This is a genomic window from Acinetobacter bereziniae LMG 1003 = CIP 70.12 (assembly GCF_000368925.1).
Lineage (GTDB): Bacteria > Pseudomonadota > Gammaproteobacteria > Pseudomonadales > Moraxellaceae > Acinetobacter > Acinetobacter bereziniae.
Genome location: NZ_KB849756.1, coordinates 1969789 through 1984722, shown reverse-complemented (window position 1 = coordinate 1984722; position 14934 = coordinate 1969789). Strand labels below are relative to the sequence as shown.

General features: G+C 38.9%; 14 protein-coding genes. 9 read left to right on the top strand and 5 right to left on the bottom strand.

What is annotated here, in order from left to right; genetic code table 11:
- The first annotated feature begins 14 nt into the window (after positions 1-14).
- The gene (locus F938_RS19125; protein ID WP_005034377.1) at positions 15-911 is read left to right on the top strand and encodes a LysR family transcriptional regulator; all 897 of its coding nucleotides are present in this window, start codon (positions 15-17) and stop codon (positions 909-911) included.
- A gap of 2 nt (positions 912-913) precedes the next feature.
- Here F938_RS19125 and F938_RS19120 read toward each other — a convergent pair whose 3' ends face one another.
- Complete coding sequence (locus F938_RS19120) at positions 914-1801, bottom strand: SDR family NAD(P)-dependent oxidoreductase (RefSeq protein WP_004825436.1); 888 nt, start codon at positions 1799-1801, stop codon at positions 914-916.
- A gap of 359 nt (positions 1802-2160) precedes the next feature.
- Positions 2161-2514, bottom strand: a complete 354-nt coding sequence (locus tag F938_RS19115; protein ID WP_004825435.1) for an SEL1-like repeat protein — start codon at positions 2512-2514, stop codon at positions 2161-2163.
- Between the two features lie 307 nt (positions 2515-2821).
- On the opposite strand from F938_RS19115, the gene F938_RS19110 reads away from it, so the two are divergent.
- Genes F938_RS19110 through F938_RS19095 form a run of 4 tightly spaced genes read left to right on the top strand, consistent with a single transcriptional unit; the run spans position 2822 to position 9123 of the window.
- Entirely contained in the window at positions 2822-3250 is a 429-nt protein-coding gene (locus F938_RS19110) for a cation transporter (RefSeq protein WP_227567152.1), read from the top strand.
- A 57-nt stretch (positions 3251-3307) separates the two neighbouring features.
- Entirely contained in the window at positions 3308-4672 is a 1365-nt protein-coding gene (locus F938_RS19105; protein WP_005034375.1) for a TolC family protein, read from the top strand.
- 1 nt (position 4673) lies between these two features.
- Positions 4674-5951, top strand: a complete 1278-nt coding sequence (locus tag F938_RS19100) for an efflux RND transporter periplasmic adaptor subunit (RefSeq protein WP_005034374.1) — start codon at positions 4674-4676, stop codon at positions 5949-5951.
- Complete coding sequence (locus F938_RS19095; protein WP_005034373.1) at positions 5941-9123, top strand: efflux RND transporter permease subunit; 3183 nt, start codon at positions 5941-5943, stop codon at positions 9121-9123. The genes F938_RS19100 and F938_RS19095 overlap by 11 nt, the downstream gene beginning before the upstream one ends.
- A 72-nt stretch (positions 9124-9195) precedes the next feature.
- Here F938_RS19095 and F938_RS19090 read toward each other — a convergent pair whose 3' ends face one another.
- Positions 9196-9996: a DUF4198 domain-containing protein gene (locus F938_RS19090; protein ID WP_005034372.1), complete on the bottom strand. Its 801-nt coding sequence runs from the start codon at positions 9994-9996 to the stop codon at positions 9196-9198.
- 149 nt (positions 9997-10145) lie between these two features.
- Between F938_RS19090 and F938_RS19085 the strand changes: the two genes are divergently transcribed.
- Positions 10146-11099 carry a cation diffusion facilitator family transporter gene (locus F938_RS19085; RefSeq protein WP_005034371.1) on the top strand — a complete coding sequence of 318 codons (954 nt, stop codon included), beginning with the start codon at positions 10146-10148 and terminating at the stop codon, positions 11097-11099.
- A 39-nt stretch (positions 11100-11138) separates the two neighbouring features.
- Here F938_RS19085 and F938_RS19080 read toward each other — a convergent pair whose 3' ends face one another.
- Both F938_RS19080 and F938_RS19075 read right to left on the bottom strand, forming a co-directional pair.
- Entirely contained in the window at positions 11139-11480 is a 342-nt protein-coding gene (locus F938_RS19080) for a hypothetical protein (protein WP_004825419.1), read from the bottom strand.
- A 294-nt stretch (positions 11481-11774) separates the two neighbouring features.
- The gene (locus F938_RS19075; protein WP_005034370.1) at positions 11775-12470 is read right to left on the bottom strand and encodes a hypothetical protein; all 696 of its coding nucleotides are present in this window, start codon (positions 12468-12470) and stop codon (positions 11775-11777) included.
- A 76-nt stretch (positions 12471-12546) separates the two neighbouring features.
- Between F938_RS19075 and F938_RS19070 the strand changes: the two genes are divergently transcribed.
- The 3 genes from F938_RS19070 to F938_RS19060 all read left to right on the top strand — a co-directional run.
- A complete protein-coding gene (locus F938_RS19070) occupies positions 12547-12942 on the top strand; it encodes a hypothetical protein (RefSeq protein ID WP_005034369.1) in 396 nt (131 codons plus the stop codon).
- 9 nt (positions 12943-12951) lie between these two features.
- A complete protein-coding gene (locus F938_RS19065) occupies positions 12952-13926 on the top strand; it encodes a hypothetical protein (RefSeq protein ID WP_005034368.1) in 975 nt (324 codons plus the stop codon).
- A 13-nt stretch (positions 13927-13939) separates the two neighbouring features.
- On the top strand, positions 13940-14934 hold a 995-nt coding region (locus F938_RS19060), incomplete at its 3' end, for a type VI immunity family protein (protein WP_005034367.1).

Below are 14934 nucleotides of genomic sequence, written 5' to 3'. Positions count from 1 at the left end.
AATTTGAATAATAGATGGATAAAATAGAGCGGTTTAAAATTTTTTGTCTTGTTGCAGAAAAACACTCATTTGCACAAGTAGCAAAAGAGTTAGACTTACCACGTTCCACCATTACCTATGCCATACAAGCTTTAGAAAAAGAATATGAAATTTTGCTGTTTAATCGAACTACTCGAAAAGTCAATTTAACCAATGACGGAATGCAATTTTTTCTAGAGGTTAAACACTTAATTCTACAGTCTGAAACATTAGATCATTTCAAATTAAAAAATCGTGAGCATATAGGAAAAATTAAAATTGGTTTGCCGTTGCGTATAGCAACACAATACCTTATTCCTTATCTCAATGAGTTTTATGAAAAATATCCAAATGTTAAAATTTCAATTTATAGTCATGATCATTATTCAGATTTAATCGAACAGCGTTTAGATTGTGTCGTTCGTGTGGGTAGGGTGGAGGATGAAAATTTAATTGTAAGACCGATTGCCAATGTTGATTTATATACCTTGGCTTCTCCTGATTATCTAAATAGGTTGCAACAGCCATTGCGCTTGACGCATTTACAAGAGCATTTTCTGATCGGGTATCAAATCAAAAATTTAGATACTGATTTTGAGCGCCTGTATTTTAAAAATATTCAGGTCAATCTTCCCTACAAACTGTGTGTAGAAGACACAGAAAGCTATCTACATGCTGCTTTACAAGGATTGGGGATCATTCAGATTCCAGCGTTCGATGCAGTGCCTTTTATTGCACAAAATAAATTAATTCGAATTTTTGAAGATGAACCTTGTCTCAAGATTCCTGTTAATTTTTTATTTTTAGAAAGAAAATATAGACCTGCCTATTTTCAATTTTTTATTGAGTGGCTAGAAAGCTTACTTAAAAATAAGCTTTCTAAGATGTTTTAAACTTACCAATGTTCACCAGGGAATAAACGCGCATAGGCACGTTGTACTAGATTAAGTTTCTGTGGTTCACCCACAGAGGCAGTTGAGCTTGGGAATAAATTAAAACCAATCGACATTAATTTATTGTTGATTCCAGGTGCGATTGAATAGGTAATTGAAGCTAAACGTCCTAAGTTGGTTGCAACTTTTTTCGGACGTTTAACAATCGCATAAGCCACCAAATCTGCAGCTTGTTCTGGAGAGAGCGTCGGAACGTACTTATAGATTTTGGTTGGTGCAATCATGGGTGTACGCACTAAAGGCATATACACCGATGTGATCGCAATTTTATGTGAGTGGACTTCGGCAGATAAGCAACGGCTAAAGGCATCTAAAGCCGCTTTTGAAGCAACATAAGCAGAGAAACGGGTTGCGTTTGCCAATACACCAATCGAGCTGATATTGATGATATGACCATCTTTGCGTGTCATCATTTGCGGTAAAATGTTCAATACTAAGCGTACAGCACCAAAATAATTCAGCTGCATGGTACGTTCAAAGTCATGGAAACGGTCGACAGACTCATGTACAGCACGGCGAATCGAACGTCCTGCGTTATTAATTAATATATCAATATGATCAACCGAAGCAATGATTTGCTTAGAGACCCTATCAATTGCATCCATATCATTTAAGTCGCACGGAAAAATGTCCGCTTGACCACCTTCTGCCTGGATTTCCGCTTGAACTTCTTTGAGTGTTTCTTCTGTACGAGACACCAAAAGTACATGTGCTCCTGCCGCAGCAAGTTTTTTTGCAACCGTTAAACCAATACCACTAGATGCACCAGTGATTAATGCAATTTTACCTTGAACCTTTTCTTGAAAAAGTTGCTCCAATTTCTGATTCATAGCTATTTTCCTGATTTTGCTAAAATGAATATATGAGCTGTATTTTTAGTTTCTGGGTGAAGCTATCCTTGTATAAAAGATAGTCAGTTTTATTGGGGGCAATAATATACAAAAAAAATAAAATTACTAGTAGTAAGCCTCTGAATTTAAAAAATATTTTAGAGTAAATACTCTATAGTTTTTTTATTTATTTAGTGATTTTTACCATATTGAAATCAATTTTTAAAGTAAAAATAATCAATGTTTGCGTGAAAAATAAACAAATGAATTCAGGTGGATAACCCAGTATAATTGATCAATAAACAGAGCCAGTTTTAGCTCTGTTTATCGCGCGATATATACAATACAATTAACATAATTTATGAGAATGCAAGTTCGTCATAGGCTTTCTTTAACTGTTCTTTTGCATGAAGATGACCTTGATGCGCCGCTTGTTCAAGCCATTTTTCAGCATGACTATAACTACGGTCTAAACCCAGTTGCCCATTGAGATAACTCAGCCCCATTTTATATTGGGCTTCCTGATCTCCGCGTAAAGCGGCTCTGAGATAACACCACATTGCATTGCGATTTGCGATTTCATCTGAACTTAAATGTTGATCTTCAAAATCATGTGCTTGCGCTTTTTCGAGCGTTGCTTCAGATGCATTTTGTTCAAATGCTTGGCGAGATGTGGAATCTCCTAAAAAACGGTTAAAAATATGCACCAACATATAAAACCTCCTTGCTAATCCATTAACAAAGTAAAAGAGATTGCTAATCATAAAAAATTGATTAGATATCAGTAAATCTAGCTGATTTTGTAAACTTTGCAAATAATTTTATGTAATTTGTCAATTGCTTTTTATATACTTTTGTTTGTGTTAGTCCTAGTTAATAAAAGATTTAGAATTTTTAAAAATTACCTTTCTGTAATTTGAATAGCTCAACAAAGTTGCTATATTCATCATGTATTTTGATTTCGAGTCTCAATCTGTGAAACGTTCAGCTGTTTTCATCACAGTCTTGCTAAGTTTGTTCATGTTCCAGAGCCTTTGGAATGTGGCAGCGGCTTTTTGTGATCATGAAAAAAGTGCTGGAGCAGCTCAGAAATCGGTCATTCAGCATTTTGGTCATCATAGTGCGCCTGATTGTACGCAAGATCAGTTACTACATCCTCAATTATTGGGAAGCTATGGGTCTGAGACTCAAACAGATCATGGGGCTTCTCCACAGAAAGCAACCCATCAGCATGATGTACGCGTTAACGATTTTCTAAATCATTTCAATGATGATCATAGTGATCATTTGCCTTCTTTAGTCCATTTTATTGTCGTGGATGATCAGCAACATGCTGAACAGCCTAAATTTATAGGTTACCGAGAAGCGCCATTTGTTGGCTGGAACAACTTATACCAGTCGCCTGATCTATATTTTCCTAACCCACCGCCCCTCTTATCCCCGCTATAAGGTGGGGTAGCCGAAAAATCACTCACCGCTAATATTTGAATTTAGTGGAGCATTTCTATGCCTAAAAAAACATGTAAAACCTTACAAAAGTCTAGATTGAGCTTTAGATCGTCTCTTCTTGGCGCGCTCATGGTGAGTATCATTACATCTAGCGCTTGGGCGAATGATTCAAAACAGTCATTAACCTTGCAACAGGCAATCGCGAAAGCAGAGCAGTACCAACAAACACAAAATGTGTGGCAGACTCAGCAGCAGATTGCGGATGCGAATATAAAACAAGCAAAACTGTGGACAAATCCAGAGATATCCATACAGCAAACAGGCTTTGGTTCAAATGATGATAAAGAGCTTGCGATAGGTGTTTCTCAGCGCTTGGATATTTTTGGTGAGCGAAAATCTGTTCAAAAATTGGCGCAACTTTCTAAAGATCAAAGCGATTTAAATCAGCGAATTTATCAAGCTCAACTTGAGCTTGCTGTTAAATATCTATGGTCACAACTGGCAATTTTTGAACTCGAACGTAGTGTAGTTCAAGAGCAACTTAAAGTCAGTGAAGAAAATTTGAATGCCATCCAGAAGCGTTATCAAGCAGGTGGTGTTGCCCAAGTCGATGTGGATCGGGTGCGATTAAGTCATGCTGAAAATGCGCGTCTGTATCGCCAAGCGGATCTACAAGTTCAGGTTGCTAGACAGCAATTATCAAATTTATGGGGAGATTCAGATAAATCGATCAGTATCAATCTGAGTCCACAATCATTGTGGCCATCTTCTTCTCATCAACAAGTGCAAGAATATTTATCGGATAATTTGTTTGAAAAATCACGCCGTTTACAAGTGTTGCAGGCAAAAGCGACCGTAGATCAGCTCAAAGCCTCAGCGCGCCCAAATCCTACTGTGAATTTTGGGGTAAACCGCACACGATCACCTCAAGCACAAACGGATAATGCACTTGTGGTGGGGGTGTCGATTCCATTGAATATTTTTAACCGCCAACAATATGGTGTGCAAATTGCGCGTGCGAAAGAAGATTTATTAAACAAACAGCAAGAATTCTATCTTCGTCAAAATGCTTTGCAGGTCGGTACATTATTGACTGAACTGCAAGGATTAGAAGTGCAATTTAATGCTGTGGATCAGTCGCAAATTCCACTTGCCGCTCAGGTACAACGTAAAACTTTAATGGGTTTTACAGTAGGTAAGTTTGCTGTAACGGATGTACAGCAAGCGACTTTACAATTGCAGGATGTACGTTTACGCAAGGTGCAATTACTCAAAGATGGATGGCAACGTGCCATTGAAGCAGAAAGTTTGAGTCTAGGCGTTGAACCAAGTCAAATCATGGCGAAAGATGCAATCGCACAAATTAATCAAAACTTATGGCAAGAGACTCAAGCACTACCAGTGATTGGTGGGAGAAATTAATATGCTAAATCAATTTAAATCGTTTCAGCATCAGCAGGGCAAAATTTCTCAACGCCTACTGATCATTGTTGCTATTGTCGTGACAGCACTTATTGCAACAGCTTTACTTTTTTCATCGAAAAAAAGCACATCAAAAGAAGAAGGGCATGGTGAGGAAGGACATGCGCATGGTGAAGAAGGTGCAGCAGAATCAGCTGAGGGAGGTGCAAATGAAGGTGGGCATAGTGAAGAGGAGGAAAAAGAAACCATTAGCCTGACTGCACAGCAAATTACTGAGCAAGGCATACAACTCGCCAAAGCGGAAATGGGAGCTGTTTTAAAGTCAGCTTCTTATCCTGCAAAAATCATGGTCAATACCGATCGACAGGCGCATGTATCTCCTGCTTTTAGTGGACAAGTGATAGCGGTAAATGTAGAGCTAGGGCAGCGTGTGCAAAAAGGTCAGGCATTGGCAACGCTCGTTGTTCCAGATTTGGTTGACCAACAAGCGAATTTGCAGATTGCACAAACTGCAATGGAGTTGGCGCATCAAGATTATGAACGTGAGCGTCAATTGTGGTCACAAGGCATCTCTGCCAAACAGGATTATCAGCGTGCATACAATGCCTATAAACAGGCTCAAATACAGGTACAAGCAACCAAATCTCGTCTGTCTGCTTTAGGGGCTTCTTCTGGAAGTCAGGGACGTTATGTCATGACAGCACCGATTGCGGGAATTATTAGCAAAAAAGATTTAGTCATGGGGGAAAATGTTCAGCTTGCCAGTCAATTGTTCGTGATTGATCAGTTGGATCAATTGTGGCTTGAATTTATTGTTCCAAGTTCCGAGTTTTCATCTATTGCACCGAATCAACAGATTGAGTTTAAGTCGTTACAAACAGGTAATACTTTCAAGGCTCAGATTCAAAGTTTAAATACTGAAGCTGATGCTCAGACTGGACGTTTACAAGTGCGTGCCAAAGTATTGTCCAATGCTGCTGAATTACGTCCAAACTTAATGGTCAATGTTCAGCTTCAACAGCCGGGTTCTGCTCAAGCGTTACGTGTATTAAAAAGTGCAGTACAAAAAATAGAGGATAAAGATGTTGTATTTGTTGCCAATGAACATGATAAAAAGCTTGAATTTAAAGCACAGCCTGTCGTCTTGGGGCAGGTATCCAGTGATGGACAGTGGATTGAAATTCAGTCAGGTCTGAAGCAAGGGCAGCAATACGCGGGGCAAGGCAGTTTCTTACTCAAATCTGAACTAGAAAAGGGAGAAGCGAGCCATGACCATTAAGGATTCTCCAGATTCTCAATTAGATTTAGACAAAGATCAGGAATTGCCTCAGGCAGAGGGTTTGTTTGATCGACTCATTCAATTCTCAATCAAAAATGCGATATGGGTGATACTGTTTATCGTGGCTTGGATTGGTGTAGGTGTTTATAGCTATCAAAAATTACCGATTGATGCGGTACCTGATATTACCAATGTCCAAGTACAAGTGAACACACAGGCAGCTGGGTTTACTGCATTGGAAGTTGAGCAACGAATCACCTATCCCATTGAAACTGCGATGGCGGGGCTACCTAAACTTGAGATGACCCGCTCAATTTCTCGTTATGGCTTATCACAAGTCACCATTATTTTTAAAGATGGCACAGACATTTATTGGGCGCGTCAACAAATTAATCAGCGTATCCAAGAAGCTCAAGCAGCACTACCTGATGATATTTCACCTACGATGTCACCCGTATCGACAGGGCTGGGAGAAATTTATCAGTGGGTGGTCAAAGCTGAACCCAATGCCAAGAAACCTGATGGTACACCTTATACCGCCATGGACTTGCGTGAAATTCAGGATTGGATTGTAAGACCGCAATTACAACGAGTACCTGGTGTTGCTGAGGTAAACTCGATTGGTGGCTTTAATAAAACATATGTGGTCACTCCAGATCTCAATCGTTTACAACAATTGCAAATCCCTCTCAGTGATTTGCAAAATGCTTTGACTTTAAACAATGAGAACCGTGGTGCTGGTTTTATTGAAACCAATGGTCAGCAATTGACTGTACGTGTTCCGGGAATGCTCAGCAGTATTGAAGATATTCAAAATGTCAGCATTGGCAATAAAAATGGTTTTCCGATCCGTGTTGCTGATGTTGCGACCGTAGCGATAGGGCATGATCTTCGAACTGGTGGGGCGACTTATAACAGTCAAGAAACTGTACTGGGTATTGCCATGATGATGATGGGAGAAAATAGCCGTACAGTTGCACGTGCTGTGGATGCCAAAGTCAAGGAAGTCCAGCAGTCTTTACCGAAAGGCATTGTGATTGAAACAGTTTATGACCGTACTGATCTGGTTGAGCGAGCGATTAAAACTGTACAGAAAAACCTTGTTGAAGGGGCGATTCTGGTTATTGTTATTTTGTTCTTATTCCTAGGTAATTTCCGAGCGGCTTTAATTACTGCCTGTGTAATTCCATTGTCCATGTTATTCACTTTAGCAGGTATGGTGGAACAAAAAATCAGTGCTAACTTGATGAGTCTAGGTGCATTAGATTTCGGGATTATTGTCGATGGTGCAGTGGTGATTGTGGAAAATTGTATTCGTCGCTTAGCAGAAGCTCAACATGCTAAAGGGCGTTTGTTGTCACGATCAGAGCGCTTTAAAGAAGTATTCCTTGCAGCAAAACAGGCACGTCGTCCATTGATTTTTGGTCAATTGATTATTCTGGTGGTGTACTTACCTATTTTTGCTTTGTCAGGGGTTGAAGCTAAACTCTTCCATCCAATGGCAATGACAGTTGTATTGGCTCTTCTTGGCGCGATTATCCTTTCTGTGACATTTATTCCAGCAGCGGTGGCGCTGTTTGTAAATGGTGAGGTGAAGGAAACAGAAAGTCGCTGGATGCTTTGGTTAAAGCGTAAATATGAAGCAGTGCTGAACTTAGCCTATCATTTTAAAGTATTGGTCATCACGCTTGCGCTGTGTATTTTATTTTTGACAGGTCTACTTGCAACACAGATTGGAAGTGAATTTGCACCAACGTTGAGTGAAGGAGATTTTGCAGTACAGCAAATGCGTTCCCCAAGTACCAGCTTGGAGCAATCTTTAAGAATGCAAGAAAATACGGAAAAATTGTTGTTAAAAGAGTTTCCAGAAATTAAAGCCATATTTGCCCGTACTGGTACTGCAGAAGTGGCAACAGATGTGATGCCACCGAATATTTCAGATGCTGTGGTCTTGTTAAAACCGCAGAAGGAATGGAAAAATCCGAAAGAAAGCATAGATGAGTTACGTCAACGCATGATTGCATTTCTGGCAACATTACCCGGTAATAACAGTGAGTTTTCACAACCGATTGAACTACGCTTTAACGAATTGATTTCAGGTGTGCGTAGTGATGTCGGGATCAAAATATTTGGCGATGACATGGATGTATTGAACCAACAGGCGAGTAAAATTGCCCAACAAGTTCAAAGTATTTCAGGCGCATCCGCAGTTAAGATCGAGCAGACATCGGGTTTACCTTTGCTTAATGTTGAAGTGAATAAAGCAGCAGCAGCGCAATACGGATTATCTGTAAGAGCTATTCAGGATTTGGTTGCAACAAGTGTGGGTGGGCAGAATGTTGGGCAAATTTTACAAGGAGATCGTCGTTTTGACTTTGTGATCCGTCTGGATGATGCGCAACGTACTCCAGAACACTTGGCTGTGCTGCCGATTCAAACACCAAATGGTGGCTTAATTCAGTTACAAGATGTCGCTAAAGTAGAAAATATTTTAGGTATCAATCAGGTCAGCCGTGAAAATGGTAAGCGTCGGGTTGTTGTCACTACAAATGTAGAAGGACGTGATTTAGGTTCTTTTGTTGCAGAACTTCAATCTACTTTGGCTAAACAGGAAATGCCTGCAGGGTATTGGTTGAGTTATGGTGGGCAGTTTGAAAACCTCACTTCAGCCAAAGCCAGAATGCAATTGGTGGTTCCATTGGCATTGATTACGATTTTTATTTTGCTAATGGCAGTTTTCCATAACTTCAAAGAAAGCTTATTGGTCTTTACTGGTGTTCCATTTGCACTATGTGGCGGTTTGATTGCATTGTGGTTGCGAGGAATACCATTGTCTATGTCAGCAGGTGTTGGTTTTATCGCACTTTCTGGTGTGGCGGTGTTGAATGGTCTGGTCATGTTGACATTCATTAAGGAATTGCGTCAGCAACTTGATGTTTATCATGCGACTTGGCAAGGTGCAATTTTACGTCTAAGACCTGTATTGATGACAGCCTGTGTTGCTTCTTTAGGTTTTGTGCCGATGGCATTGGCAACTGGGACAGGTGCAGAAGTACAGCGTCCATTGGCAACAGTGGTCATCGGTGGAATTATGTCATCTACGTTGTTGACCTTGGTGATTTTGCCTGTGATCTATCGTTGGATGAATGAGCGTAAAGAGCGAAGTAACTAATTGCTTGTCTAAAAAACAAAGCCCTCTTTTTGAGTAAAACAAGAAGAGGGTCTCTATATTTTTAAGGTTGTATTATTTGCCAGCAGGTAATACGCCTAAGCTAATAATGGTGTAGTTTTGATTGACTGGTTTTGCGGTTGAATTGAAAGGTTCACTGACTTCAACAAGATATTGTCCAGAATATGGGAAAGTAAGTGTGGCAGAGCCATCCGTAGCGACAGGAACTTTTAACGCTTGCTTATCGGTTTGACCTTGAGCTCGAATCAGTAGCTCCGCATTTTTGAGTGCTTGCCCTGATTTTTTAATTAGAATTTGTACAGGTTGTTGTGCAGTGATGTCATTGGGATGGGTTTTAAACTCAACCTGCATGACTGCATCAGTTTTGTTTTGAAAAGCAGAGGATTTATCTTTTGAAATATAGCTTTGGATTGACCATTCACGCTGAATACTGACGGGTACAGGGGCTTTTTTGAAATCAGACGGGACGACATAGTCACGTTCGGAAATATTTCCTGCTTTATCTGCGGCAACATCAAAAAGCATTTTCCATTCTTTATTATGTTGTACATATTTGAGCGGGAAAGAAACTTTAGTACCCAATTGATAAGTGCCTGATTGTGGTAGAGCTAAGTCAAAAACAGTCGCAGATTTTAAAGTGCTGGTAGGTTGAACTTGTAATTGGTTTTGATCAGGTTGAATGACCGTTAAAGTTGTTTGTTTAAGTGCATGTTCAGCATTGAGCGCTTCTTCTGCATAACCAGCAATGACAGGAATTTGTGTATTTGCAGTGAGGTAACTCAAAGGAGCAACATAGGGTTCATGTGCATGGCTATAAGAACAAAACAGTAGGGCGAGCGCAAGATATTTTTTCATTGTAGACATCCTGTTAGAAGGGGTATTGTCAAATCTAAAAATGTTGTGTAGGCATTATATAGAGAAAAAGTATTATTGATAATAATTATTATTATCAATAATTGAAAAAGAAATGAATTGCGAATACATCAAATAAAGAGAGGTGCGAAATGAGTGAACAACAAGGGCATGATCATAGTCACGCCATGGTCACCGAGGGCAATGTTAAAAAACTAAGCTTTGCATTGCTATTGACTGGTACTTTTTTGATTGTTGAAGTGGTGGCTGGGTTCATTACACAGAGTTTAGCGTTATTGTCTGATGCTGCGCATATGTTTACCGATGCAGCTGCACTCGCAATTGCATTGGTCGCGATAAAAATTGGAAAATTACCCGCGGACAATAAGCGTACCTTTGGTTATCAGCGTTTTGAAATTTTGGCGGCATTGTTTAATGCGCTGATGTTGTTTGTGGTGGCGATTTATATTCTTTATGAAGCTTATCAACGCTTTAGTCAACCTCCTGAAATTCAAAGTGTAGGCATGATGATTGTCGCCGTTATTGGTTTGGTGATTAATCTGATTTCGATGAAGATTTTATTTTCAAGTTCCCAAGAAAGTTTAAATATCAAGGGAGCTTATTTGGAAGTCTTGAGTGATGCGCTTGGTTCAGTTGGTGTTATCGTCGGTGGAGCAATTATTTATTTCACGGGTTGGATGTGGGTTGATACAGTCATTGCTGTGCTTATCGGGTTTTGGGTCTTGCCAAGAACATGGATTCTACTTAAACAAAGTATCAATATTCTCTTAGAGGGTGTACCTGAGGAAATTGATATTGAGAAGTTACGGAATGACCTGTTATCAATCAAAGGCGTGGAAAGTATTCACCAACTCAAAGTCTGGGCAATTACTTCCAAAAATGTTCATTTAACTGTCCATTTGTATGCACCTGAAGCAGATCGCAACCAGCTATATCAACAAGCCATGGAAATGCTGAGTCATCAGCATGGGATCACCGAAATGACTCTACAAATCGAGGATGATGCAGATATGGTAGATTCACATACAACACAGAACCATGCTCAAGATTCACCTATAGCTCAAGAAAAAAACCATTCACATTAATGTGAATGGTTTGATTTTTAAATCTGTTAAGTAATGGTTTTAGATTTGCCATTCATGATTACAGTCGCGACACTTCCAATTTTTATTGGCTTGCATAAAAGATTGCATGGAAATTTTAAAATCAGGAAGATCACGCCAAAAAAGCACGCCAGCAATCACTGTTGCAATAAAAACCACCACTGTTGCAATCTGCAATGTCTGACCTGCACCGTTACTGAAAATCCACATCACTATACTGATGACAACCAAAAGCAATAAAATAAAGAGTAGTGGAATCAAGAATACCAAGCTTTTAGGTACAACTGGGCGAGCAGCAGGTGTGTTGCCATTTGCAACTGGGAGAATTTTCCGGCTTTGACACTTTGGACATTGGTATTGCATGGTGACTCCATATTAATCATCTTGCTATTATTCTAATCGTTCTCATTCAGAATGCAAAAAAGACTGGATGACTAAACCCATGATCTAAGATGATACTCGAAGATATTGTCCGCAATTGTTTTAGGCAGAATTCTATTTGTAATCGTTGTTTTACTAGTGATTGAGTGTTTTTGCAGTTCTCTAATAAGTTTTACGGTCAACTGTGAAATTACTAAAAGTGAGCTATGCACGTGCGTATCAACTCTTCACGATGTTTTTTAAAAGTTAAAGATATGTTTAAGTCGAAGTCCCATTCTATAGTTTTTTAACCAAATCCTCGGAGATATTTGTAAACTTTTCATAGGGAATAAATATTCCTTTGCTTGTCATCCGATCATGAAAATAAAAATCAATATGATGGGAAATTAAGTGGTCAAATTTGAGCTGTTCTTGCCAAATGTAGTGAATTAGATTTAGGTGATAACTCAAAAATTGATCTATTCCTAAAAAATGATTGGATGGACGTAATAACTCACTGACACTATCCCAGAAATGAATATCTGGGTTCATGTTTGCCATCAATGCGACTAAATTCATCGTTTCAATTTCTTGAATTTCAATATTTTCATAACTGATGTTGATTTCTAAAATAGCATCTTTCTCACAATTTTTACCTGCTGTACGGTGATTCGCAATCAGCAATATTGTTGTGATTCCTGAAAAGTGCAGAATTCCTTTCATATTGCAATATCTATGATAAGTATCTTGAAGGAGTTCTTCTAAATTTCTTTTTTTTGGCATTTTTCGCATACATTCAGCATAAAAACACGTTGTTATAAAATAATCACCAGCTGCCGCAAAAAAACCAAAGGGTACTTTTCTAATTTTTTGATAATGATCATTGATATTCAGAGTGATATGTTTTTTTGTATCGCTGTATTTTATGACTCCACGTCTATCTGTAGCAAGTATTGCATAACGATCTAAGTTGAAGGCGATGACTAATGACATAAAAAATCAGGACTATTAAAAGATTGTGATGTATAATTTAACAAATAATTAAATTATGATAAACAATGAGGTGAAAATGGGTAGGGAATTTGTTGTTAGAGCTGGTCAGCATAAGTTTGAGAGTGGGGCAAAAATACAAACAGTCTTTCCAGCACTTCCTGTGATGATTGATCAACCTTATTCAGCTGCTGTGACTTTTCTTGATGATGCCAAACAACCGATGGCGAATTATAACTATCGACTGATTGCTGAAAATGGGCTTGAAGTTTCGGGAATCACGGATGAGTTTGGAAAAACTCAACCGATTCAAACTGATCAGCGGGAAAAAGTCGATTTGTATATTGCAGATTTACCAAATAACCACCAACAAAATTCAGGCGAATCTCCGCTTCTTAAAAAAACATATGAAGCCTTGTTTTATGTGGAAGATCCAGAAGATGAATTAGATGATATTGATCATTTAGAAGAATAAGAGGAAATTATGGTTGCTCCAATTGTTGCAGCTGCATATGTTGTCATTGCATTTTTGTTGAGAGTATTGCTCCACGTACTCAAAAAACTCCTCAATCAGGCAGCAAAAGTGACCACTGAATTGGTCAAAAAGTATCTTGCACCTTTTTTAAAAGATATTGGCGCAACGATTGCTCAAGAGTTGATTGAGTTTATATTTTCTTTTGCAACTGAAGTTGCGACTGATATTAAGCGAGAACAAAGAGCTTCTACGACACCCAAACCAAGCAGTTCAACAAAACCAACCGTACCCTCGCAAGCTTCAAGAGTTGGCGCTTGGTATGAGGTTTACACCAAGAAACCAATTTTATTTAAATCGGTGATTTGTAAAGTTTGCTGTTTTAGTAATCAAATTGGTGGTGCAACAGGGAAAGCGTCTAAAAAAGAAACGATTGCTGATAAAGTGATTAATTTATGGGGCGGATTACGCCACCTTAGACAAAAAGCCGTGCAAGTCATTTTTGCACTCGTAGATATTGTGATGGAACATAAATGTCCGATTAAAGCCGAAGTGATTTATGACATAAAAACCAAACAACCGTTGATGGTTGCTGGGACAAACCCGCCTCGGCATAAGTTTATGGAAACGCCTGGGGGAGATCATCGCATAGGGGCAGATGTAGTTGTGCTCAAAGACATCATGAAAGCCCCCACTATTGATAATCTCTTACATTGGGTAGAAATTAAGTTTTTGGACAGCAAAGACCCTCCTGATCAAAAACAAATGACTAACTACACAAGATTTTTAGGTAGTAGCACAAAACTTGCGATGATTCGAGTATCTGCTGATCCCAAAACAAGTGATTGTGGTTGTAAGGCAAAGGCAATACCGCAAAATACACAAAAGCCAAGCAGTACCCCGCAAGGTAAAAAGACCAGTAAAGTGAATAAAATGCGTGAAATTTGGGATGTGATTGTGACGAATGCAGAGAATCTTTGGAAATAATAAGGAATAGATGATGGGTGAGTTATTTCAACAAGCGGAAGCGTGGTTAGATCAGATTGAACAAACACAAGACTACACATTGCCTTATGTTGATATTGAGTCAAAGACTGAGCCACTCCGTTTAAACTTAATGATGTCTTTTTGGTTCTATGATGGTGATCAACTAGAAATTAAGAAAAGATTTGTCAAGAAAATACAAGACTATATTGCTTTGACAGGTGTTGAATTTCAGCGAGAAGCCTCTGTAAAAAATCAACGTGAACGTAAATTTCGTAAGGAGGGTTTTCCTGAAAATTTATTAGAAGATATAAAAAAGGAAAAAACCTCTGTCATTTATTATTTTTCAGATCAACCCAATATGAGCTTTGCCCCTAAGTATGGAGTTAAGGCTTCATTTAACCCTGATTTTGCAAATAACGAATGGTACTCATGGATAAATTTTATTTTCCCTTTTGATTTTACCAATAACAGTGATCGACGATTAAAGTGTATTGAATTTTTTAAATCCATTATTCGTGAAATTAAGATAGAACAAGCCTATTGTGGTTATCGCGTCGGACAGCCCTTAGATTTTACCCAAGCTGTACCATGGCAAGCTTTTGAAACCGCAGCCAATTACCGTTTCTTAGGTCTAGATATTGAAAAAGATATGACGCAGACCAGTGCTGTAACCAATGATGAACCTTCTTTAGAAAAAGGTGTTCGTTCAACAGCTTGGTTGGTGTATCTTGGTCAGCCGTGGCTTGAAAAACTCGATAAAGTACAAGCCATTCAACAGCAAGATTCGAATACGCCATTACGTTTAGAACCGATCAATGGTGGAGTGTTTTTTAGAGCAGATGAATCACCACAATTGGCAAGAATAGGTTTACCACGCCCGCAAGGTTATCAAGCGTTAAACAATATTCTTAAGCCAATTCGAGAAAAAATGCTTCCGTTAACGCAATATGCCGATTCATTGGCAGAGTGGGAACCTGTATTTTTTCAGCCTGAACAATGTGATTGGTG